Annotated in this window: 17 protein-coding genes; 13 read left to right on the top strand and 4 right to left on the bottom strand. The window is 70.5% G+C overall.

Annotated features, from left to right (window positions below; genetic code table 11):
• Positions 1–16 precede the first annotated feature (16 nt).
• Complete coding sequence (locus FS641_RS00180) at positions 17–1,528, top strand: class I adenylate-forming enzyme family protein (protein WP_186317504.1); 1,512 nt, start codon at positions 17–19, stop codon at positions 1,526–1,528.
• Positions 1,525–2,748, top strand: a complete 1,224-nt coding sequence (locus FS641_RS00175; RefSeq protein ID WP_144758251.1) for an acyltransferase — start codon at positions 1,525–1,527, stop codon at positions 2,746–2,748. The genes FS641_RS00180 and FS641_RS00175 overlap by 4 nt, the downstream gene beginning before the upstream one ends.
• A gap of 113 nt (positions 2,749–2,861) precedes the next feature.
• Here FS641_RS00175 and FS641_RS00170 read toward each other — a convergent pair whose 3' ends face one another.
• The gene (locus FS641_RS00170; protein WP_144758249.1) at positions 2,862–4,190 is read right to left on the bottom strand and encodes an MFS transporter; all 1,329 of its coding nucleotides are present in this window, start codon (positions 4,188–4,190) and stop codon (positions 2,862–2,864) included.
• A gap of 206 nt (positions 4,191–4,396) precedes the next feature.
• Between FS641_RS00170 and uvrB the strand changes: the two genes are divergently transcribed.
• The 11 genes from uvrB (at position 4,397) to FS641_RS00115 (ending at position 18,601) form a co-directional block, all read left to right on the top strand.
• On the top strand, positions 4,397–6,475 hold the full coding sequence (gene uvrB, locus FS641_RS00165; protein WP_144759738.1) for an excinuclease ABC subunit UvrB: 2,079 nt from the start codon (positions 4,397–4,399) through the stop codon (positions 6,473–6,475).
• Complete coding sequence (locus tag FS641_RS00160) at positions 6,465–7,379, top strand: SDR family NAD(P)-dependent oxidoreductase (RefSeq protein ID WP_144758247.1); 915 nt, start codon at positions 6,465–6,467, stop codon at positions 7,377–7,379. Before uvrB ends, FS641_RS00160 begins: the two co-directional genes overlap by 11 nt.
• Before the next feature lie 48 nt (positions 7,380–7,427).
• Entirely contained in the window at positions 7,428–10,481 is a 3,054-nt protein-coding gene (gene uvrA, locus FS641_RS00155) for an excinuclease ABC subunit UvrA (protein ID WP_144758246.1), read from the top strand.
• Positions 10,482–12,542, top strand: coding sequence for an excinuclease ABC subunit UvrC (uvrC, locus tag FS641_RS00150; RefSeq protein WP_144758244.1), 2,061 nt, complete (start codon positions 10,482–10,484; stop codon positions 12,540–12,542).
• Between the two features lie 183 nt (positions 12,543–12,725).
• Positions 12,726–13,613, top strand: a complete 888-nt coding sequence (rapZ, locus tag FS641_RS00145) for an RNase adapter RapZ (protein WP_144758242.1) — start codon at positions 12,726–12,728, stop codon at positions 13,611–13,613.
• Positions 13,614–13,691: 78 nt separating this feature from the next.
• Positions 13,692–14,672 carry a DNA-binding protein WhiA gene (gene whiA / locus FS641_RS00140; RefSeq protein ID WP_144758240.1) on the top strand — a complete coding sequence of 327 codons (981 nt, stop codon included), beginning with the start codon at positions 13,692–13,694 and terminating at the stop codon, positions 14,670–14,672.
• Positions 14,673–14,873: 201 nt separating this feature from the next.
• Positions 14,874–15,878, top strand: coding sequence for a type I glyceraldehyde-3-phosphate dehydrogenase (gene gap / locus FS641_RS00135; RefSeq protein ID WP_144758238.1), 1,005 nt, complete (start codon positions 14,874–14,876; stop codon positions 15,876–15,878).
• Between the two features lie 3 nt (positions 15,879–15,881).
• On the top strand, positions 15,882–17,117 hold the full coding sequence (locus tag FS641_RS00130) for a phosphoglycerate kinase (protein WP_144758236.1): 1,236 nt from the start codon (positions 15,882–15,884) through the stop codon (positions 17,115–17,117).
• On the top strand, positions 17,114–17,893 hold the full coding sequence (gene tpiA / locus FS641_RS00125) for a triose-phosphate isomerase (protein WP_144758234.1): 780 nt from the start codon (positions 17,114–17,116) through the stop codon (positions 17,891–17,893). The genes FS641_RS00130 and tpiA overlap by 4 nt, the downstream gene beginning before the upstream one ends.
• A 93-nt stretch (positions 17,894–17,986) precedes the next feature.
• Positions 17,987–18,238, top strand: a complete 252-nt coding sequence (gene secG, locus FS641_RS00120) for a preprotein translocase subunit SecG (protein ID WP_144758232.1) — start codon at positions 17,987–17,989, stop codon at positions 18,236–18,238.
• Positions 18,239–18,241: 3 nt separating this feature from the next.
• Positions 18,242–18,601, top strand: a complete 360-nt coding sequence (locus FS641_RS00115) for an RNA polymerase-binding protein RbpA (protein WP_144758230.1) — start codon at positions 18,242–18,244, stop codon at positions 18,599–18,601.
• Positions 18,602–19,107: 506 nt separating this feature from the next.
• Here the strand turns inward: FS641_RS00115 and pgl are convergent.
• The 3 genes from pgl to zwf all read right to left on the bottom strand — a co-directional run bounded on the left by pgl (position 19,108) and on the right by zwf (position 22,458).
• The gene (pgl, locus tag FS641_RS00110; protein ID WP_144758228.1) at positions 19,108–19,878 is read right to left on the bottom strand and encodes a 6-phosphogluconolactonase; all 771 of its coding nucleotides are present in this window, start codon (positions 19,876–19,878) and stop codon (positions 19,108–19,110) included.
• A gap of 100 nt (positions 19,879–19,978) precedes the next feature.
• Positions 19,979–20,923: a glucose-6-phosphate dehydrogenase assembly protein OpcA gene (locus FS641_RS00105; protein WP_144758226.1), complete on the bottom strand. Its 945-nt coding sequence runs from the start codon at positions 20,921–20,923 to the stop codon at positions 19,979–19,981.
• Positions 20,920–22,458 carry a glucose-6-phosphate dehydrogenase gene (gene zwf / locus FS641_RS00100; protein ID WP_144758224.1) on the bottom strand — a complete coding sequence of 513 codons (1,539 nt, stop codon included), beginning with the start codon at positions 22,456–22,458 and terminating at the stop codon, positions 20,920–20,922. The genes FS641_RS00105 and zwf overlap by 4 nt, the downstream gene beginning before the upstream one ends.
• Positions 22,459–22,473 lie beyond the last annotated feature (15 nt).

Genomic DNA, 22,473 nt, shown 5'->3' with positions numbered 1-22,473 from the left:
GAACTAGCATTGGGTGGTGCAGCACGATGGCCGACCGCCCGTTCCCGCGCCAGCCGGGCTCCGTGACCTGATCCGGACCCGAGCCGAGCGCGACGCCGACCGTGTCTTCCTCGAGGACGCCCGCTCCGACCGGGTCCTGCGCCACGGCGAGCTCGCCTCCGCGGTCGATGCCTGGGCGGCGACGTTCGACGACATCGGGATCGCTCCGTCCGGCGCGGTCCTCGTCGACGTCGGCGACCCGCTGTCCTTCGCGGTGGTGCACCTCGCCGCGGTGGCGACGGGGCGTCGCGCGGTGCCGGTCGACACCGGCCAGCCGACCACCGAGCCCGCACGGCTCGCCGGGCTCCTCGGCGGCGCCTCGATCGTGGTGTCTGACCGCGACGCCGACGCGACCGTCCCGGGGACGCCGTCCGCTCGCGTCGACCCGGCCACGGGCCTCCCGATCGAAGTCCGCGGCGGCGACCTGCCGGCGACGAGCCCGGACGCACCGGGGGAGGGCTCCGTGGTGCTCTTCACGTCCGGTTCGACGGGGACGCCGAAGGGCGTCGAGCTGCCGGAGTCGCAGCTGCTCTTCGTCGCCCGCGCCGTGGCGGAGCACAATGCCCTCGGCCCCGAGGACCGCGGCTTCAACTCACTGCCGCTCTTCCACGTCAACGCCGAGGTCGTCGGCCTGCTCGCGTCCCTCGTGGCGGGGTCGACCCTCGTGCTCGACCGACGGTTCCGCCGCACGGGCTTCTGGGAGCTCCTCGCCGATCGGCGGATCACCTGGCTGAACGCGGTGCCGGCGATCCTCGCCGTGCTCGCCAAGACCGGGCCGCTCGACTTCCCGCCGAGCCTGCGGTTCGTGCGCAGCGCGTCGGCGCCGCTGCCCGACCCCGTGCGCGCCGCGCTCGGTGACGTCCCGCTCGTCGTGAGCTGGGGGATGACCGAGGGCGCGAGTCAGATCACGGCGACACCGCTCGACGAGCCGGCCCGCCTCGGCACCGTCGGCGTCCCCGTCGGGACCGAGGTGCAGGTGCGCGGCGACGACGGCGGCGTCCTCCCCGCGGGCGAGGTCGGCGCCCTCTGGGTCCGTGGCCCCGGCATCGTCCGGTCGTACCTGTTCGGCCGGGCCGCGGAGCGCTTCGACGCCGCCGGCTGGCTCGCCACCGGCGACGTCGGGTCCGTCTCCGAGGACGGTTGGGTCTCGCTCGCCGGACGCTCCGACGACGTGATCAACCGCGGCGGCGAGAAGGTCTACCCGTCCGAGGTGGAGGACGTCCTGCTCGGCGACGCCCGCGTCCTCGAGGCCGTCGTGGTCGGCCGGCCTGACGACGTCCTCGGCAGCGTGCCGGTCGCCTACGTGATCCCGCACCCCGACCAGCCGGTCGACGCCGAGGTGCTCGTGGCCGACCTCACGGCGCGGACGACCGCCGAGCTCTCCCGGTTCCGTCGGCCGGTCGAGGTCATCGTCGTGCCCGACCTGCCGCGCGCGCCGACCGGCAAGATCCAGCGCGCCCGGGTCCGGACCATGGCGGAGACCCCGTGACCGCGACCAGCACCTCGTCGGCGTCGTCCGCCGCCGGCGTGCAGACGCCGACCCGGACGGCCGCGGGGCGACCGCGGCACCTCTACGAGGTCGACGTCCTGCGCATCCTCACGTTCGCGTGCGTGCTGGGCGTGCACACCACGAGCCACACGATGGCGTCCGACGACCTCGGCCTCGCCGGGCTCCTGGCACTGCTGCACTTCACCCGCCTGGTGTTCTTCACCCTCACCGCGTTCGTGCTGGTCTACAGCTACACGATCCGCCCGAAGCCGATGTCGGTGTTCTGGCCGAAGCGGTTCCTGCTGGTCGGGGTGCCGTACCTGGCGTGGTCCTTCGTGTACGTCGCGTCCGCGTGGCTGCTCGACCCGGGGCAGCGCGGCGACGTGCCGGCGCTCGTGACGACGTTCGCCGACGGGGTCGTCACCGGGACGGCGAAGTACCACCTGTACTTCCTGCTCGTCACGATGCAGGTCTACCTGCTCCTGCCGGCCGTCATGTGGCTGGTCCGGACGACCCGGCGACACCACGTCACGGTGCTGGTGGTCGCGTTCGTGGTGCAGCTCGGCATCTTCGCCTGCTACAAGTACTTCCCCGCCACCGACGCCTGGATGCAGGGGTACCAGAAGCAGTTCTTCTTCTCGTACGTGTTCTTCATCGTCTCCGGAGCGATCGCCGCTGACCACGCCGATGCCTTCCTCGGCTTCATCCGACGCCGTCGTCGCGCGGTCCTGTGGTCCTTCGCTGCCGGGGCGCTGCTCACCCTGGTCGTGTTCGTGGTCCAGATGGCCACCGGCGACTCGCCGTACGCCGCGGGGACGCCGCTGCAGCCGATCGAGGTGGTCTGGAGCACCGTGGTGTTCGTCGCGTTCCTGGCGATCGGCGCGGCCTGGGCGGACCGCCGCGACCCGGGCAGCCGGCTGGCGCGTGCCGTCGACTACGCATCCGACCGCTCGTTCGGGATCTTCCTGAGCCACCCCCTGGTGATCTGGCTGCTGCTCTACGGCGCCAGCCCGCTCGAGGCGCTCGTCCCGAAACCGTGGTTGACGCTCGTGACCTACGTGCTCGTCGTGGTGCTGTCGGTCGCGATCACGGAGCTGTTCCGGTGGACGCCGCTCAGCGTCCCGCTGACCGGGCGACCGTCGCTGTCGTCCCGGAAGGCGCGCGCAGCGCGCGTCGCGGTGCGGGAGCGAGTCGCCGAGCGGGAGCGCGCCGCAGCCTAGCCGCGCCGTCCCGGTCCTCGCCGGGGCCGGCCCGTGACGGACGGGAGGCTCGGTGCCGGCCCGACACGAGCCTCCCGTCCGGTGGTCCCCGCGTCGGGCGACCGCCGCGACGTTCAGGAGGCGCGCTGCTGCTCCGCCTTCGGGGTGCCGATCTCGAGGACGCCGTCGGTCACGGTGAGCCGCTGCGGCTTCATGAACCACGCGACCACCGCGGCGGCACCGAGCAGCACGCAGGACAGCGCGAACGGGAGCTGCCAGCCGGACGCGTCGATGAGCAGCCCGAAGACGATCGGCGAGACGACCCCGGCGATGCCGAACCCGGTGTTCATGAACCCGGACGCGGTGCCCGACCACTGCGGTGCGACGTCCATCGGGATCGCCCAGAGGTTCGCGTTGCAGAGTTCGAGGAAGAAGAACGACAGCGCCAGCGAGATCGTCGCGACGACGAGGCCTTGGCCGATCACGAGCGGGATCAGGCAGAGCAGCGAGCCGCCGAGGCCGACGACCAGGATCGCCCGTCGTGCCTTCCTGGTGTCGCCGCCGCGGTGGATGATGCGGTCGCTCAGCATGCCGCCGACGGTGTCGCCGACCACGCCCGCCAGCAGGATGAGCGTGGTGAAGAGCGCGAACGAGCCGATCGCGAGGCCGTAGGTGGAGCTGAGGAACGTCGGCAGCCAGGTCAGGAAGACCCAGAGCGTCCAGCCGTAGCCGAAGTCGACGAAGGTCACCGGGAGGATCTGCTTCGCCATCTGGCGCCACGGGACCGGCGGGCGGGTGGCGCGGGTCTCGACCGGCGGGAGCTCGCGGAGCTCGGCCTGCGTGATGCCCTTCGCCGACTCGGGCTTGTCCCGGAACCAGAACCACCACACCACGGCCCAGGCGAAGGACAACACCGCGGTCGCGAAGAAGGCGAGCCGCCACCCGCTGATGTGGATGAACCACGCCACCAGGAGGGGCGCGAGCGCGTTGCCGAGCCGGGCGGCGGAGTGCACCACGCCCTGCGCGAAGCCGTTCCGGTCGCGGGGGATCCACCGGCTCATCGCCTGCGTCGCGGTGGGGAAGGCGGCCGCCTCGCTGAGCCCGAGCAGGGCCCGCGCGGCGAACAGGGTCCAGAAGCCGACGGCGAAGCCGGTCCAGAGCGTCGCGATGCCCCAGATGACGGTGATGACGAACAGGGCCCTGCGCGGGCCGGCCTTCTCGCTGATCGTGCCGCCGAACACCTGCAGCAGGGCGTACGGGAGCGAGAAGGCGGAGACGATCAGGCCGGCGGTGGCCTCGTTGAAGCCGAACTCGGCGGTGATGTGCGGGAGCGCGGTCGAGATGTTCGTGCGGTCGATGTACGAGATCGCGTACATGAAGCAGAGCAGGATGAGCACGCGCCCGCGGATCCGTCCGCGGAACGGGGTGCCCTTCGCCGGTGCAACCGGGGTCGCCGTCGTCATGGGTGCCTCTTGGGTCGTCGGGGGAGTCGGTGGGGGCGTCGCAACCGAAGCTGAACGAGTGGGACGGTATCCATGATTCCTATCAGCGTCCTTTGTGGTTCGTTCCGGTGGCCACGGGACGCGCTCGCCCCGGCGGGGTACGCCGTGGGCGAGCAGGCCCGGTCGGTGTCGGGGGTCGCGCCTACGCTGGAGGCATGGCAGTAGCGATCGAACCCACCCGCGCGGTCCGTCCGTTCGAGGTGATCAGCGAGTACTCGCCGAGCGGTGACCAGCCGGCCGCCATCGCGGAGCTCGCCGGTCGGATCAACGCGGGTGAGACCGACGTGGTGCTCCTCGGCGCCACCGGTACGGGCAAGTCCGCCACCACCGCGTGGCTCATCGAGCAGGTGCAGCGCCCCACGCTCGTGCTCGCGCACAACAAGACGCTCGCGGCTCAGCTCGCGACGGAGTTCCGCGGCCTGCTGCCGAACAACGCGGTCGAGTACTTCGTGTCGTACTACGACTACTACCAGCCCGAGGCCTACGTCCCGCAGACGGACACCTTCATCGAGAAGGACTCCTCGGTCAACGCCGAGGTGGAGCGGCTCCGGCACTCCACAACGAACTCGCTGTTGAGTCGACGCGACGTCGTGGTCGTCTCGACCGTCTCCTGCATCTACGGCCTGGGGACGCCGGAGCAGTACATGAACGCCTCGGTCGCACTGCACCGCGGCCAGACGATCTCGCGTGACCAGCTCGTCCGCCGCTTCGTCGCGATGCAGTACCAGCGCAACGACGTCGACTTCGCCCGCGGCACGTTCCGGGTGCGCGGCGACACCATCGAGATCATCCCGATGTACGAAGAGCACGCGATCCGCATCGAGATGTTCGGCGACGAGGTCGAGGCCCTGAGCTCGCTGCACCCGCTCACGGGCAGTGTCATCGAGGACCTCGACGCCGTGTCGATCTTCCCGGCGTCGCACTACGTGGCCGACACCGACGTGATGCACCGCGCGATCGGCACCATCAAGGAAGAACTGGCCGAGCGCCTCACCGAGCTCGAGGGGCAGGGCAAGCTGCTCGAGGCACAGCGGCTCCGGATGCGGACGACGTTCGACATCGAGATGATGGAGCAGATCGGGTTCTGCTCCGGCATCGAGAACTACTCGCGCCACGTCGACGGCCGCCTGCCGGGGGAGGCCCCGCACTGCCTGCTCGACTACTTCCCGGACGACTTCCTCATCGTCATCGACGAGTCGCACGTCACCGTGCCGCAGATCGGCGCGATGTACGAAGGCGACGCCTCCCGCAAGCGGACCCTGGTCGACCACGGCTTCCGCCTGCCGAGTGCGCTCGACAACCGCCCGCTCACGTGGGAGGAGTTCCTCGAGCGCGCCGGGCAGAAGGTCTACCTGTCGGCGACGCCGGGTCGCTACGAACTCGGCGTGACCGACAGCGTGGTGGAACAGATCATCCGCCCCACCGGACTCGTCGACCCCGAGATTGTCATCAAGCCATCCGACGGGCAGATCGACGACCTGCTCGAGGAGATCCAGCAGCGCGTCGAGAAGGACGAACGTGTCCTCGTCACGACGCTCACCAAGCGCATGGCGGAGGAGCTGACCGACTTCCTCGGCAACGCGGGAGTCCGCGTGCGGTACCTGCACTCGGACGTCGACACCCTGAAGCGCGTCGAGTTGCTCACCGAGCTGCGTCAGGGCGTGTACGACGTGCTCGTCGGCATCAACCTGCTCCGTGAAGGCCTCGACCTGCCCGAGGTCTCCCTCGTCGCCATCCTCGACGCCGACAAGGAGGGCTTCCTCCGCTCGTCGACCTCGCTCATCCAGACGATCGGTCGCGCGGCGCGCAACGTCTCCGGCCAGGTGCTGATGTACGCCGACAAGATGACCGACTCGATGAAGCAGGCCATCGAGGAGACCGATCGCCGTCGCGAGAAGCAGGTGGCGTACAACACCGAGCACGGCATCGACCCGCAGCCCCTCCGCAAGAAGATCGGCGACATCACCGAGCAGCTCGCGCGCGAGAACGACGACACCCAGGCGCTCCTCGAACGCCGGGGGAGCAGTGCCCGTGACCGCGGGCGTGCCCCGACCCCGTCACTCAAGCGGACGGGCATCGCCGGCGAGGGCGCGACCCAGCTCGAGGCGACCATCGCCGACCTCAACGGCCAGATGCTGCAGGCGGCGACCGAGCTGAAGTTCGAGCTCGCCGCGCGGCTCCGCGACGAGGTGCAGGACCTCAAGAAGGCCCTGCGGCAGATGGAGTCGGCCGGGCATGTCAACTGACGGTTCCGCACAGACCGTCGTCGTCACCGGCGCGAGCGCCGGACTGGGGTACCACGCGGCGGAACAGCTGGCCGCAGCGGGTCACCGCGTGGTGCTCGCCACCCGGAGTCGTGACCGTGCGGCCGCCGCCGAGCGCAGCATCCGCCGGCACGCTCCCGGTGCCGACCTGGCGCACCTGCACGTCGACCTCGCCGACCTGGACAGCGTGCGTGCCGCCGCGACCGAGCTCGCCGGTCTGGGGCCGGTCGACGCGGTGCTGAACAACGCCGGCGTCGTCGGGTCGCGGCAGCAGCGCACCACCCGGCAGGGCTTCGAGCTCCAGATCGGCACGAACCACCTCGGGCACTTCGCGTTCACCGGCCTGGTGCTGCCGCTGCTCGAGGCGACGGGTGGCCGGGTGGTGCACCTCGGGTCGATCGCGCACCGCTGGCCGACCCTCGACCGACGCGACCCCCTGCGGGTCGGCGTCTACTCCGGTTACCGGCAGTACGCCAGGAGCAAACTCGCGGTGATGCTCTTCGGGTTCGAGCTCGCCCAGCGCCTCGCCGACGCGGGCTCCCGGGTATCGAGCGTCGTCGCCCACCCGGGGCTCGCGCTCGACGCGCTGGGTCCGCCACGGCCCGAGGTCACGCCGGCACGCGCCGAACCCGCCTGGCTCCGTCCGGGCGAGCACCTGTTCGCCCAGGGGAAGGACGCCGGCGCCGAGCCGCTCGTGCACGCCGCGGTCGGTCTCGACGTCCGCTCGGGGGAGTACTGGGGGCCGAGGGGAGCCCTGCAGCTCCGCGGTCCCGCGGCGGTCGTGCACGCCGAACCGCGTGCGCACGACCGGACCGAGGCGGCGCGACTGTGGCACGCGAGCGAGCGCGTCACCGGGGTGGCGTTCGCTCTCGACGCACTCGGGTGAAGCCGACCCGCGGGCGGATGTCGGAGCGGCTTCGTAGAATCGTTCGCGATGACCATCACCTCTGACCGCGGTACCGCGACTCCCGGCCGGAACGCCTTCGGCGAGTCCGCCTCCCCTGCCGACCTCGACCCCGCCGAGCGGTTCGCCGCCGGTGTCTCCGCCCCCGAGAGCAGCTCGACGCTCAGCGTGCGCGGCGCCCGGGTGCACAACCTCCGCGACGTCGACCTCGAGATCCCGCGGGACTCGCTCGTCGTCTTCACGGGGCTGTCCGGGTCGGGGAAGTCCTCGCTGGCGTTCGACACGATCTTCGCCGAGGGGCAGCGGCGCTACGTCGAGTCCCTGTCCGCGTACGCCCGGCAGTTCCTCGGCCAGGTGGACCGCCCGGACGTCGACTTCATCGAGGGCCTGTCGCCCGCGGTGTCCATCGACCAGAAGTCGACGAACCGCAACCCGCGTTCGACGGTCGGCACCATCACCGAGGTCTACGACTACATGCGCCTGCTCTGGGCGCGCATCGGGGTCCCGCACTGCCCGACCTGCGGCGAGGTCATCAGCAAGCAGACCGTGCAGCAGATCGCCGACCAGCTCATGACCCAGGAGACCGGCACCCGGTTCCAGGTCCTCGCGCCGATCGTGTCGAAGAAGAAGGGCGAGTTCGTCGACCTCTTCCAGGAGCTCGCGGCGTCCGGCTACTCGCGCGCGATCGTGGACGGCGAGCGGGTCCAGCTGGCCAGCCCACCGACGCTGAAGAAGCAGGTCAAGCACGACATCGCCGTCATCGTGGACCGCCTGGTCGCGAGCGACGACATCCTCGGTCGTCTGACCGACTCGCTCGAGACGGCCCTGCGGCTGACGAACGGCACGGTCGCGATCGACCTCGTCGACCACGAGGGACCCGGCGCGGTCCGGACCTACTCCGAGAACCTGTCCTGCCCGAACAACCACCCGCTCGCGCTGACCGAGATCGAGCCGCGGACGTTCTCCTTCAACGCCCCGTTCGGCGCGTGCCCGGAGTGCTCCGGCCTCGGCACGCGGATGTCCGTCGACCCTGACCTGGTGCTCGGCGACCCCGAGGCCTCGCTCGCCGACGGCGTGCTGCTGCCGTGGACCGGCACGAGCGGGCTCTACTCGTACTTCGAGAAGCTCCTGGCCGGTCTCGGCAAGGAGCTCGGGTTCCGCCTGGACACCCCGTGGAACCAGCTCGACCCGTCCGTGCAGGCCGCGATCCTGACCGGCAAGGACTTCGAGGTCTCGGTCTCCTGGCGCAACCGCTTCGGTCGCGAGATGCGCTACACCAGCGGCTTCGAGGGCGTGATGCCCTACATCGAGCGCAAGTTCGCCGAGGCCGAGTCGGACTCGCAGCGGCAGCGGTTCCAGGGCTACCTGCGCGAGGTCCCGTGCCCCGTGTGCGACGGCACGCGCCTGAAGCCCGAGGTCCTCGCCGTGACGGTCGCGGACCGCAGCATCGCGGACGTCACCGAGATGAGCCTCGACGGCGCCTACGCGTTCATGGACACCCTCACCCTCACCGACCGCGAGGCCCACATCGCCGCGGCCGTGCTGCGCGAGATCCGGGCGCGGCTCGAGTTCCTGCTCGAGGTCGGCCTCAACTACCTCACGCTGTCCCGCGGCGCCGGGTCGCTCTCCGGTGGTGAGGCCCAGCGCATCCGCCTCGCGACGCAGATCGGCTCCGGGCTCACCGGCGTGCTGTACGTCCTCGACGAGCCGAGCATCGGGCTGCACCAGCGCGACAACCGTCGGCTCATCGACACCCTCGTCAAGCTGAAGAACCTCGGCAACACGCTCATCGTCGTCGAGCACGACGAGGACACCATCCGCACGGCGGACTGGGTCGTCGACATCGGTCCCGGTGCCGGCGTGAACGGCGGCAACGTCGTGCACTCGGGTTCCTACGAGGGCATCATCGCCAACCACGAGTCGATCACCGGCGACTACCTCGCCGGCCGCCGCGCCATCGAGATGCCGACCGAGCGCCGGAAGGTCGACAAGCGCCGGGTCATCAGCGTGCAGGGCGCCCGGGCGAACAACCTGAAAGAGGTCAGCGTCGACTTCCCGCTCGGCGTCTTCACCGCGGTCACCGGCGTCAGCGGGTCCGGCAAGTCCACGCTCGTGAACGACATCCTCTACAAGGTGCTCGCGAACCAGCTCAACGGCGCGCGGCACATCGCCGGCAAGCACACCCGGGTCAAGGGCCTCGACCAGCTCGACAAGGTCGTGCACGTCGACCAGGCGCCCATCGGCCGCACGCCGCGGTCGAACCCGGCGACGTACACCGGGGTGTTCGACCGGATCCGGCAGCTCTTCGCCGAGACGCCGGAGGCGAAGGCGCGTGGGTACCAGCCCGGTCGCTTCAGCTTCAACGTCAAGGGCGGTCGCTGCGAGAACTGCTCCGGCGACGGCACGATCAAGATCGAGATGAACTTCCTGCCCGACGTCTACGTCGCGTGCGAGGTCTGCGGCGGTGCCCGGTACAACCGCGAGACGCTGCAGGTGCACTACAAGGGCAAGGACATCTCCGAGGTCCTCGACATGCCCATCAGCGAGGCCGCCGAGTTCTTCGCGCCGATCTCCGCGATCCACCGCTACATGGCGACCCTGGTCGACGTGGGCCTCGGCTACGTCCGCCTCGGGCAGAGCGCCACGACGCTCTCCGGCGGCGAGGCGCAGCGCGTGAAGCTCGCGACCGAGCTGCAGCGTCGCTCGAACGGCCGCACGGTCTACGTGCTCGACGAGCCGACGACGGGTCTGCACTTCGAGGACGTCCGGAAGCTGCTGCTCGTCCTCCAGAGCCTGGTCGACAAGGGCAACACGGTCATCACGATCGAGCACAACCTCGACGTCATCAAGAGCGCCGACTGGCTCATCGACATGGGTCCCGAGGGCGGCTCCGGCGGCGGGACGGTCCTCGCGACCGGCACCCCGGAGCACGTCGCCGACGTCCAGGAGAGCCACACCGGCGTCTTCCTGCGCGAGATCCTCGACGCGCAGGACGCCCGGGTCGGCAAGGAGCGCTCGGTGGGCGCCCGCACGGTGTCCGAGACGGGCACCCTGAAGCGCGGGTCGAAGGCGGGGGCGCGGTAGGTGGCGGACACCGTCCCGTGGCGTCCGAAGGCGGGGGAGATCCCCACCGATCCCGGTGTCTACCGTTGGCGTGACGGCAACGGGCGGGTGCTCTACGTCGGCAAGGCGAAGAACCTCCGGGCACGGCTGAGCAACTACTTCGCACCGTTGCCGACCCTGCACGAGCGCACCCGGCGGATGGTCCTCACGGCGCAGAGCGTCGAGTGGACCACCGTCGGTTCCGAGATCGAGGCGCTGCAGCTCGAGTACACCTGGATCAAGGAGTTCGACCCGCCCTTCAACGTCAAGTTCCGCGACGACAAGTCGTACCCGTACATGGCGATCACGATGGCGGACGAAGCGCCCCGCGTGATGGTGACGCGGAACCGGAAGATCAAGGGCGCGAAGTACTTCGGTCCGTACCCGAAGATCTGGGCCGTGCACGACACCATCGACCTGATGATCAAGGTCTTCCCGATCCGCACCTGCTCCGACTCGTCGTACAAGCGGGCCATGCAGACCGGCAAGCCCTGCTTCCCCGGGCAGATCGGCAAGTGCGGCGGGCCGTGCTCCCAGCGGGTCACGATCGCCGAGCACCGTGCGCTCGTCGAGGAGTTCGTGCGGTTCATGAACAGCTACGACCGACGGGTGATCACGGAGCTCCGGCAGCGGATGGGCGCCTCGGCGGACGCGATGCAGTACGAGCAGGCCGCGAAGTACCGCGACCAGGTCGAGGCCCTCGAGGCCGTGCTCGAGAAGTCCGCCGTGGTGCTCCGCGACTCGGTCGACCTCGACCTGTTCGGCATCGCCGAGGACGAGCTCGCCGCCGCCGTGCAGCTGTTCAGCGTCCGCGGCGGCCGCATCCGCGGTGTCCGCGGGTGGGTCGTCGACAAGGAGCTCGACATCAGCACCGGCGACCTCGTCGAGCAGATCGTGCAGGGCAACTACGCCGACGGCACCGCCGAGAGCGTGCCCCCGCGCGAGGTCGTGGTGCCCGAACTCCCCGAGGACGCCGACGCCCTCCAGCAGTGGCTCAGCGACCGGCGCGGCGGGCGTGGAACGAAGCTCAGCACCGCGCAGCGCGGCGACCGAGCGGGGCTCGCGCGCACCGCGTCCCAGAACGCGCAGCAGGCGCTGATGCTCTACAAGACGAAGCGCTCGGCCGACTACACCACGCGCGCCGCCGCCCTGGCGGACATCCAGGACGCCCTCGGCATGACCGAGGCACCGCTGCGCATGGAGTGCTACGACATCTCGCACCTGCAGGGCACGAACGTGGTCGCGTCGATGGTCGTCTTCGAGGACGGTCTGCCCCGCAAGGACCAGTACCGGCGGTACTCGATCGCCGAGACCCGCGACGACACCGACAGCATGCACCAGGTGCTGACCCGGCGCCTGGCACGCCTCGACGAGGACGCCGAGCTCCCGGAGCAGCCGGACCAGAACGCCGACGGCGTGGTCGCGGTGGAGAAGCCGACGAAGCGCTTCGCGTACCGGCCGCAGCTGCTCATCGTCGACGGCGGGCAGCCCCAGGTGCAGGCCGCCAAGCGGGCGATGGACGAAGCCGGCGTGACCGACATCGCGCTCGTCGGCATCGCGAAGCGGCTCGAGGAGCTCTGGCTGCCCGACGACGACTTCCCGGTGATCCTGCCGCGGAACTCCGAGGCGCTGTTCCTCATCCAGCGCATCCGCGACGAGGCGCACCGATTCGCGATCACCCACCAGCGCGGTCGGCGCAAGCGTGACGTCCGCACGCAGCTGTCCGAGATCCCGGGCCTCGGCCCGAGCCGGGTGAGCGCGCTCCTCAAGCACTTCGGCTCCGTGGCGCGGCTCCGCGGCGCCACCGCCGAGGAGATCGGCGAGGTGCCCGGTGTCGGCCCGGCGACGGCCGCGGCGGTCGTCCGCAAGCTGACGACCGTGCCGACGAGCACGCCGACGGGGGACTCCCCGTCGAGCGCACCCGAGGCGGCGGACGGAACGCCGGTCGACACGACCACGGTGCGTGGTGCGGACGGCGACCGGACAGGAGGCCCGGTGCGCGTCCCGGAGACCACCGACGACGGTCCGGAGCTGCCCGCGTGACGCGGGCCGAGCCTCCAGACCGGGTCGCCGACCACGGGTCGGGCCGCAGGATCGGCCGCGACGACCCGCCCGACGCGGGATAGCCTTGTCGGCGAACCCGACCGACCCGACACCCCTCCTCCGGGACGTCCAGGACACCCCTGACGACGCGCCCGGGCAGCGACGACGGAGCACATCTCGCAGATGAACGACACCGAAGCGAAGCCCCAGCACGACGTCCTCATCGTCACCGGGATGTCCGGGGCGGGCCGGTCGACCGTCGGCAAGGCGCTCGAGGACCTCGACTGGTACGTCGTCGACAACCTGCCGACGCAGATGCTCGGACCGCTGACGGACCTGGCCGACCGTGCCGGTGAGAAGATCCCGAAGCTCGCCGCGGTGGTCGACGTCCGCGGTGGGCGGCACTTCACCGACCCCGAGGCCGCGGTCGAGCAGCTGCGTGCGAGCACCTCGGCGCGGGTCCGCGTGCTCTTCCTCGAGGCGACCGACCAGGTGCTCGTCCGGCGGTTCGAGCAGGTCAGACGGCCGCACCCGCTGCAGGGCGAGGACACCCTGCTGGACGGCATCGCACGGGAGCGGAACCGGCTGCTCGGGCTCCGTGAGGCGTCCGACGTCATCATCGACACCTCCGACCTGAACATCCACCAGCTCGCGAACACCGTCGTCGAGAAGTTCGCCGAGGACCGCTTCACCGGCGTCCAGGTGACCCTGATGAGCTTCGGCTTCAAGTACGGGCTGCCCGCCGACGCCGACATGGTCGCCGACGTCCGGTTCCTGCCGAACCCCTACTGGGTGCCGGAACTGCGGCCGCACTCCGGGCTCGACGCCCCCGTCTCGGAGTTCGTCCTGGCCCAGTCCGGAGCCCGCACGTTCGTCGACCGGTACGCCGCCGTGCTCGAGCCCGTCCTGGACGGCTACCAGCGCGAGAACAAAAGACACGCTACGATCGCCATCGGCTGTACCGGCGGCAAGCACCGCTCGGTCGCCATCGTCGCCGAGTTGGCGAGTCTCGTCCGCGGGATGCCCAACGTCGCCGTGCGTGTGAAGAACCGAGATCTCGGCCGGGAGTGAGCGTCCCACCGGCCGCTCCACACGGCTGCGCCGGGGGTCCCGCGAGCCCCACCCCGAAGAAACGTTAGGAATGATGCTGTGCCGTTGACTGCCGAGGTCAAGGACGAACTGGCCAGGGTCGTCGTGGGCCGCAACACGGTCCGTGCCGCCGAACTCGCGACGATCCTGCGGTTCGCGGGCGGCCTGCACGTCATCTCCGGTCGCATCGCGGTGGAGGTCGAGCTCGACACCCGGATCATCGTGCACCGCGTCCGCAAGGACCTCGCCGAGCTCTACGGCGTCCGGAGCGAGGCGTCCGTCGGCTCGTCCGCCTCGGCCCGTCGGGGCACCAGGTACCTGGTCCGCGTCCTCGAGGCGGGGGAGACCCTCGCCCGTCAGACCGGGCTCATGGACGCGCGTCGTCGTCCGGTCCGTGGGCTGCCGAACCGGCTCACCACCGGCAACCGCGAGGACCTCGCCGCGATCTGGCGCGGGGCGTTCCTCGCCGCCGGGACGCTGACCGACCCCGGTCGTGCGGCGGCCCTCGAGGTGACGTGCCCCGGCAACGAGGCGGCAATGGCGCTCGTGGGTGCCGCGTCGCGCCTCGGCATCGCCGCGAAGGGCCGCGAGGTGCGCGGCGTGCACCGCGTCGTGATCCGCGACGGCGAGGCCATCGGCCAGATGCTCACCGTCATGGGGGCCGCCCGCACCACCGCCGAGTGGGAGGAGATGCGGCAGCGTCGCGAGGTCCGCGCGACCGCCAACCGCCTCGTCAACTTCGACGACGCGAACCTCCGCCGCTCCGCCCAGGCCGCCGTGGCCGCGTGCGCCCGGGTCGAGCGTGCGCTGGAGATCCTCGGCGACGAGGTCCCCGACCACCTGCAGTACGCCGGATCGCTCCGGCTGGCGCACCGGGACGCGTCGCTCGACGAGCTCGGTCAGCACGCGGACCCGCCCATGACGAAGGACGCCATCGCGGGGCGCATCCGGCGCCTGCTCGCGATGGCGGACAAGCGGGCCGTCGAGCTCGACGTCCCCGGGACCGAGGCCAGCGTCCCCGAGGAGCTCGAGGGCGCCTGAGGTCGGCTCCTCCGGCCGTGCCGGTGGGGAGCCTCCGGTCCGTCGTTGCGGGCCGTCATCCGTCGCCGTCGCGCAGGGTCAGACTGCTAGGCTCGTTTCGGCGGCGTTACGGGGCGTATCGTCCACCACACGTGGGCCCGCAGAGGGCTCGCGCCTCGCGAAAGCAGCGCCCCCGGGCGCTCCACACCAACAGGAGATCCATTGACCGTCAAGATCGGTATCAACGGCTTCGGCCGCATCGGCCGTAACTTCTTCCGGGCCGCTCTGGCCAAGGGCAGCGACCTCGAGATCGTGGCGGTGAACGACCTCACCGACAACACCGCTCTCGCGAACCTGCTCAAGTTCGACTCGATCACGGGCAAGCTCCCGGCGACGGTCGAGCTCGACGGCGACAACATCGTCGTCGACGGCAAGCCGATCAAGGTCCTCGCGGAGCGCGACCCCGCCAACCTCCCCTGGGGCGAGCTGGGCGTCGACATCGTCATCGAGTCGACCGGCTTCTTCACCAAGGCCGCCGACGCGCAGAAGCACATCGACGCCGGTGCCAAGAAGGTCATCATCTCCGCGCCCGCCACCGGCGACGACGTCACGATCGTGCTCGGCGTGAACGAGGACCAGTACGACCCGGCCAACCACAACATCATCTCGAACGCGTCCTGCACCACGAACAGCCTCGCGCCGCTCGCCAAGGTGTTCCACGACAAGTTCGGCATCGAGCGCGGTCTCATGACCACGGTCCACGCCTACACGGCCGACCAGAACCTGCAGGACGGCCCGCACAAGGACCCCCGTCGTGCCCGTGCCGCGGCGCTCAACATCGTCCCGACCTCGACCGGTGCGGCGAAGGCCATCGGCCTGGTCCTCCCGGAGCTCGCCGGCAAGCTCGACGGCTTCGCGCTCCGCGTCCCGGTGCCGACCGGCTCGATCACCGACCTGACGCTCGAGACCAAGGCCGAGGTCACGGTCGACGAGATCAACGCCGCGTACAAGGAGGCAGCAGAGGGCCCGCTCAAGGGCATCCTGCTGTACAGCGAGGACCCGCTGGTGTCGACCGACATCACCACGGACCCGCACTCCTCGATCTACGACTCCGGCCTGACCAAGGTCATCGGTGGTCTCGTGAAGATCACCTCGTGGTACGACAACGAGTGGGGCTACTCGAACCGCCTCGTCGACCTGACCGAGTTCGTCGGCGAGCGCCTGTAACAAATGAGCCTCCGTACTCTGGGGAGCCCCGATCACTGGGGCGACCTCGGCGACCTCGCCGGCAAGCGCGTCGTCGTCCGCTGTGACCTGAACGTCCCGCTCAAGGACGGCTCGATCACGGACGACGGCCGCGTGCGCGCGTCGCTCGGCACGCTGAACACGCTGATCACGGCCGGCGCCCGCGTCGTCGTGATCTCCCACCTCGGCCGACCCGACGGGTCGCCGGCGCCGGAGTACTCGCTGGCGCCCGTCGCGCAGCGGCTCTCCGAGCTGCTCGGCAAGCCGGTGACGTTCGTCGGCGAGACCGTCGGTGACGACGCCACCGCCGCCGTCGAGGCCCTCGAGGACGGCGACGTCGTCCTGCTCGAGAACCTCCGGTTCAACCCGGAGGAGACCGCGAAGGACGCCGCTGTGCGCCAGCAGTTCGCGGAACGCATCGCGGCGCTCGGGGACGCGTTCGTGTCCGACGGTTTCGGCGTGGTCCACCGCAAGCAGGCCTCGGTGTACGAGCTCGCCTCCATACTGCCCTCGGCAGCCGGTGAGCTCATCGAGACCGAACTGCGCGTGCTCGAGCGGCTCACGAAGGACCCGGAGCGCCCCTACACGGTCGTGCTCGGCGGGTCGAAGGTGAGCGACAAGCTCGGCGTCATCGACCACCTGCTCCCGCAGGTCGACACGCTCTGCATCGGTGGCGGCATGCTGTTCACCTTCCTGGCGGCACAGGGCCACGGCGTCGCGAAGTCGCTGCTCGAGCAGGACCAGCTCGACGTCGTGCGCGAGTACCTGTCGCGCGCCGACGAGCTCGGCGTCACGATCGACCTGCCGACCGACGTCGTCGTGGCGTCCGGCTTCTCGGCCGACGCCGACCACGAGACCGTCCGCGCCGACGCCATCGAGTCGTCGTCGTTCGGCAGCGACGGCATCGGCCTCGACATCGGGCCGGAGACCGCAGCACGCTTCGCGTCGGCCGTGTCCGGATCGAAGACGGTGTTCTGGAACGGCCCGATGGGCGTGTTCGAGTTCCCGGCCTTCGCCGCCGGGACGAAGACGGTCGCGCAGGCGCTCACCGAGGTCGACGGCCTCGGGGTCGTCGGCGGTGGCGACTCCGCCGCGGCCGTGCGCTCGCTCGGGTTCTCGGACGACCAGTTCGGGCACATCTCGACCGGTGGCGGTGCGAGCCTCGAGTTCCTCGAGGGCAAGTCGCTGCCGGGTCTCGAAGCACTGGGGTGGACCCGATGAGCCGCACGCCGCTGATCGCCGGCAACTGGAAGATGAATCTTGATCATCTCCAGGCCATCGCGACCGTGCAGAAGCTCGCGTGGACCTTGAAGGACGCGCGCCACGACTTCGACGACGTCGAGGTCGCGGTGTTCCCGCCCTTCACGGACCTCCGCAGTGTGCAGACGCTCATCTCGGCGGACAAGCTCCCGATCCGCTTCGGCGCGCAGGACCTGTCCCAGCACGACTCCGGTGCCTACACCGGGGACGTGTCCGGGGCGTTCCTCGCCGCGCTTGACGCTGCGTACGTGATCGTCGGGCACTCCGAGCGCCGCACGGTGCACGGGGAGACCGACGAGGTCGTGGCCGCCAAGACCGCCGCCGCCGTCAAGCACGGGCTGGTCCCGGTGGTGTGCGTCGGTGAGACCGGCGAGCAGCGCGAGAGCCGCGGCCCCGGTGTCGTTCCCGTCGAACAGCTCCAGGTCGTGCTCGACGCCGTGCAGCCCGCCGAGATCGTCGTCGCGTACGAGCCGGTCTGGGCGATCGGGTCGGGTCAGGCGGCGACGGCCGAGCAGGCGCAGGACGAGTGCGCTGCTCTGCGTCGGGGCATCGCCGCAGCCTGGGGTGACGAGGCCGCCGCCGAGACCCGCGTGCTGTACGGCGGTTCGGTGAAGTCCGGGAACATCGCGGGGTTCCTCCGCGAGCCCGACGTCGACGGAGCACTCGTCGGTGGGGCATCGCTCGACGTGCAGGAGTTCGCGGCGATCGCGCGCTTCCGTCAGCACGTCGGTCTCTGATCGACGTTCTTCCGCACCACTCCCGTCCGGTGGACCGGCCGAGCCCTGCTCGGCCGGTACACTGGTACGGCTGACTGACACGAAAGGTACGTCGTGGCGATACTCTCCGTCGTGCTGCAGGTCCTCCTCGCCATCACGAGTCTCCTGCTCACGCTCCTCATCCTCTTGCACAAGGGCCGCGGTGGCGGTCTCTCCGACATGTTCGGCGGCGGTGTGACGAGCAACCTCGGGGCGTCCGGCGTAGCCGAGCGCAACCTCAACCGGATCACGGTGATCCTCGGCCTCCTCTGGATCGCCAGCATCATCGTGCTCGGGCTCATCAACAAGTTCACGGCGGGGAGCTGATCCATGGCATCCGGAGGCAGTGCAATCCGGGGTTCGCGCGTCGGTGCGGGCCCGATGGGGGAGCAGGACCGCGGGGTCCAGGCCGAGCGTGTGGCGGTCTCGTACTGGGACGCCCTCGGCAACGAAGTCGTGCGGTACTTCGCCGCGAACCTCCCCGACGACGAGATCCCCGAGACGGTCGACTCGCCGTCCACCGGGCTCCCGGCCGGTCGTGACAAGGAGAACCCGCCGCAGGTCACGAAGACCGAGCCGTACAAGACGCACCTCGCGTACGTGAAGGAGCGTCGCACCGAGGAAGAGGCAGAGCAGCTCCTCGAGGACGCGCTCCAGCAGCTCCGGCAGCGTCGCGGTACCGCGAAGTAGCACCAGACGTCACGAAGGCCCCCGCACCGAAGATCGGTACGGGGGCCTTCGTCGTCGCTTCCGGCACCGCCCGGGTGGTCACGACACCCCGCTCATCTCCGGCGAACGGTCACGTCTTGTCGCTGCGAGTTTGCGCGGCCGACGGTTCCCGACCACTCGGCGTTTCGCGCGCGGGGAGTCGTGACCACTCGGGGCCGGGCGGACGCGGGCCGGCGTGCGGGGCGTCGTCCGGGCCGACGTCCGGGCGGGCGTTCGGGCGGGCGTTCGGGCGGGCGCACGGGCGGGGCCGTCCCGCGCGCACCGGCCGGGCGTACGGGCGTGCCCGTCCCGCGCGCACCGTCGAGGTTCCACGACTCGCCGCTCGGGTCCGCCGCGGTTCCACGACGCTCCGCTGGGGCGCCCCGAGGTTTTCCGTAATTGTGGAACCTCGGGGTCGCCCCACCCACAGAACGACGGGAGGCGCGGTGCCAGCCGGCACCGCGCCTCCCGTCGGGACGTGCGAACGATCAGTACGTGGACGCGATGAGGTTCTCCGGGACGTCGCGCGCGGCGTCCTGGTCAACGAAGAACACGGTGCGCTTCCGGCCCTGCACGCCGCCGACGGGGACCTCGTCCACGGACGCCCCGGCGAGGGCGAGTCCGAGGACGGACGCCTTCTCGGCACCGGAGAGGATCACCCAGACCCGCTGCGAGGCGTTGATCGCCGGGTAGGTCAGCGTGAGGCGCTGCGGCGGCGGCTTGGGGGAGTCGTCCACCGAGACGACGACGCGGTCCGTGACCGAGAGCTGCGGGAACTCCGGGAAGAGCGACGCGGTGTGGCCGTCCGGGCCGACGCCGAGCAGGGCGATGTCGAACCGCGGGGCGACGGCTGAGTCCGGCGCAGCTGCGGCGAGCTCACGCTCGTACTGCTGGGCGGCCTCGTCGATGCCGAGGCCGGCGTCCGACGCGGGCATCGGGTGGATGTTCTCGGCCGGGATCGCGACGTGGTCGAAGAAGTCGGTCTGCGTACCGGTGACGTTGCGGTCCGCGTCCCCCTCCGGCACCCAGCGCTCGTCGACCCACCACACGTGCACCTTCGACCAGTCGACGCTCTCGCGCGCCTGCGACTGGCCGATGGCCGCGAGGACCAGGGACGACACCGAGCCGCCGCTGATGGCGATGTCGGCACGCTCCTGCTCGTCGAGCACGTCGATGATCTTCGTGATGAAGCGTGCGGCGACGGAGGCGCCGAGGGCCTGCTTGTCCGGGTGCACCAGCACCCGCCGTTCGTTGGTCACGTGACTCCCGTGTTCGTGGTGCGGCCACACGGTGTGACCGCCGTCGGTCCGGCCGGCCTGCCTCCGTCGGGGGAGGTCGGCCGGACCGCTGTGGTGCTGGTCAGCTCGCGAGCGAGTCGCGGAGCTGGGCAACCCCGTGCTGGACGACGTCTCCGAAGAGGACGTCTGGGTCGAGTCTACGGAGTTCCTCGGCCAGGCAGTCACGCAGGTTGCGGCGTGGCAGCGACAGGTCGTGCGTCGGCTGGCCGGGCATCGAGAGCGTCGCGACGTCGACGAGGGACCGCTCGAGTTCGATCGTGCCGGACTCGCGCATGAGCGAGACGCCGTGGATGCCGCTCGAGCCGGTCGCCCGCGGCGACGTCACCACCGACACAGGCACCTGGAGCCGGAGCTGCAACCACGCCGCGAGGAGGATCGTCGACGGGCTGTCGCTCGCTCCGGAGACCTCGACACCCGTGATCGGCTCGTACGGCGGCTGGTCGAGCGCCGCCGCGAGCTGGTTGCGCCAGAGCGTCAACCGCGTCCACGCGAAGTCGGTGTCGCCTGGCACGTAGGACTCCCCGAGCGCGGTGATCGCCTCGTTCGGGTCCTTCTGCGCGGCAGCGTCGGTGATCCGGCGCTGGGCGATCCGGCCGAGGGACGACTCGGCCGGCTTCGACGGGGCGGTTCCCGGCCACCAGGCGACGACGGGCGCGTCCGGCAGCAGGAGGCCCGTGACCAGGCTCTCCTCGTCGGTCGCGGTCTCGCCGTACGCACGGAGCACGATGACCTCGCTCGCGCCGGCGTCGCTCCCGACGCGGATCTGCGCGTCGAGACGACCGGGGGACGCGATGTCCCCGTCGTTCTTCGACACGATGATGACGCGCATCGGGTGCTCGCGGGACGCCTCGTTCGCCGCCGCGATCGCCTCTTCCTCGTGGCCGAGGGCCGTCGAGATGATCAGCGTGAGGACGCGGCCGAGGGCGACGGCGCCGCCCTCCTCGCGGATGTGGACCAGGGTCTTCTGGATCTTCGAGACCGTGGTGTCGGGCAGGTCGATCTTCATGGACGCCTCCAGGTCCGGCCGTCACGGGCGAGCAGGTCGTCGGCCGAAGCCGGACCCCACGTGCCGGGACGGTACTGCTCGGGCTGGCCCTGCGTGGCCCAGAACTCCTCGATCGGGTCGAGGATCTTCCAGGACAGCTCGACCTCCTGGTGCCGCGGGAACAGCGGCGGGTCACCGAGGAGCACGTCGAGGATGAGCCGTTCGTACGCCTCGGGGGATGCCTCGGTGAAGGCGTGGCCGTAGCCGAAGTCCATCGTGACGTCGCGCACCTGGGTGCCGACACCGGGGACCTTCGAGCCGAACCGGAGCGTGACGCCCTCGTCCGGCTGCACGCGGATGACGAGCGCGTTCTGACCGAGGGGGGACTGCGGGATGCCGAAGACGTCCTCGGGGACCCGCTTGAACACGATCGCGATCTCGGTGACGCGTCGACCGAGGCGCTTGCCGGCGCGGAGGTAGAACGGGACGCCCTGCCAGCGACGCGTGGCGATGTTCAGCTTGATCGCCGCGTACGTCTCGGTGCCGGACTCCGGGTTCATGCCCGCTTCCTCGAGGAAGCCGAGCACCTTCTCGCCGCCCTGCCAGCCGCCCGCGTACTGCCCGCGGGCGGTCGCCGTGGACAGGTCCTCGGGGAGCTCGACCGCGGAGAGCACCTTCTCCTTCTCGGCGCGGAGGTGTCCGGCCTTGAACGAGACGGGCTCCTCCATCGCGGTGAGCGCGAGGAGCTGCAGGAGGTGGTTCTGGATGACGTCGCGTGCCGCCCCGATGCCGTCGTAGTACGCGGCGCGTCCGGCGACGCCGATGTCCTCGGCCATCGTGATCTGCACGTGGTCCACGTAGTTCGAGTTCCAGATGGGTTCGTACATCTGGTTCGCGAACCGCAGCGTCAGGAGGTTCTGGACGGTCTCCTTGCCGAGGTAGTGGTCGATGCGGAACACGTCGTCCGGCGCGAACACGCTCTCGACGATCGCGTTCAGCTCACGCGCGGTGCGGAGGTCGGACCCGAAGGGCTTCTCCACGACGACACGGCTCCAGGAGCCGTCGCGCTTCTCGGTCAGGCCGGACAGCTTGAGCTGCTCCGTGACCACCGGGAACATCTTCGGCGGGATGGACAGGTAGAAGGCGTGGTTGCCGAGCGTTCCCCGCTCGGCGTCGAGCGCGTCGACGGTCTCCTTCAGCTGGACGAATGCGTCCGGGTCGTCGAACGACCCCTGGACGAAGCGGATGCCCTGTTCGAGCTGCCGCCAGACGTCCTCGTCGAAGGGGGTCCTGGAGTGCTCCTTGACCGCGTCGTGGACGAGTTGGGAGAAGTCCTGGTCCTCCCAGTCGCGTCGAGCGAACCCGACCAGCGCGAACCCGGGCGGCAGGAGCCCCCGGTTCGCGAGGTCGTAGACCGCGGGCATCAGCTTCTTGCGGGACAGGTCGCCCGTCACGCCGAAGATGATGAGGGTGCTGGGACCCGCGATGCGGTTCAGTCGACGGTCCGTGGGCAACCGGAGCGGGTTGTGCTCCGGGGTGATCGCCACCGGTGACATGTGTCGGTGAACTCC

Source organism: Curtobacterium sp. 9128 (genome assembly GCF_007673775.1).
Lineage (GTDB): Bacteria > Actinomycetota > Actinomycetes > Actinomycetales > Microbacteriaceae > Curtobacterium.
Note: the sequence above shows the minus strand (reverse complement) of the source record. Positions and strands in the feature narration are given on the sequence as shown.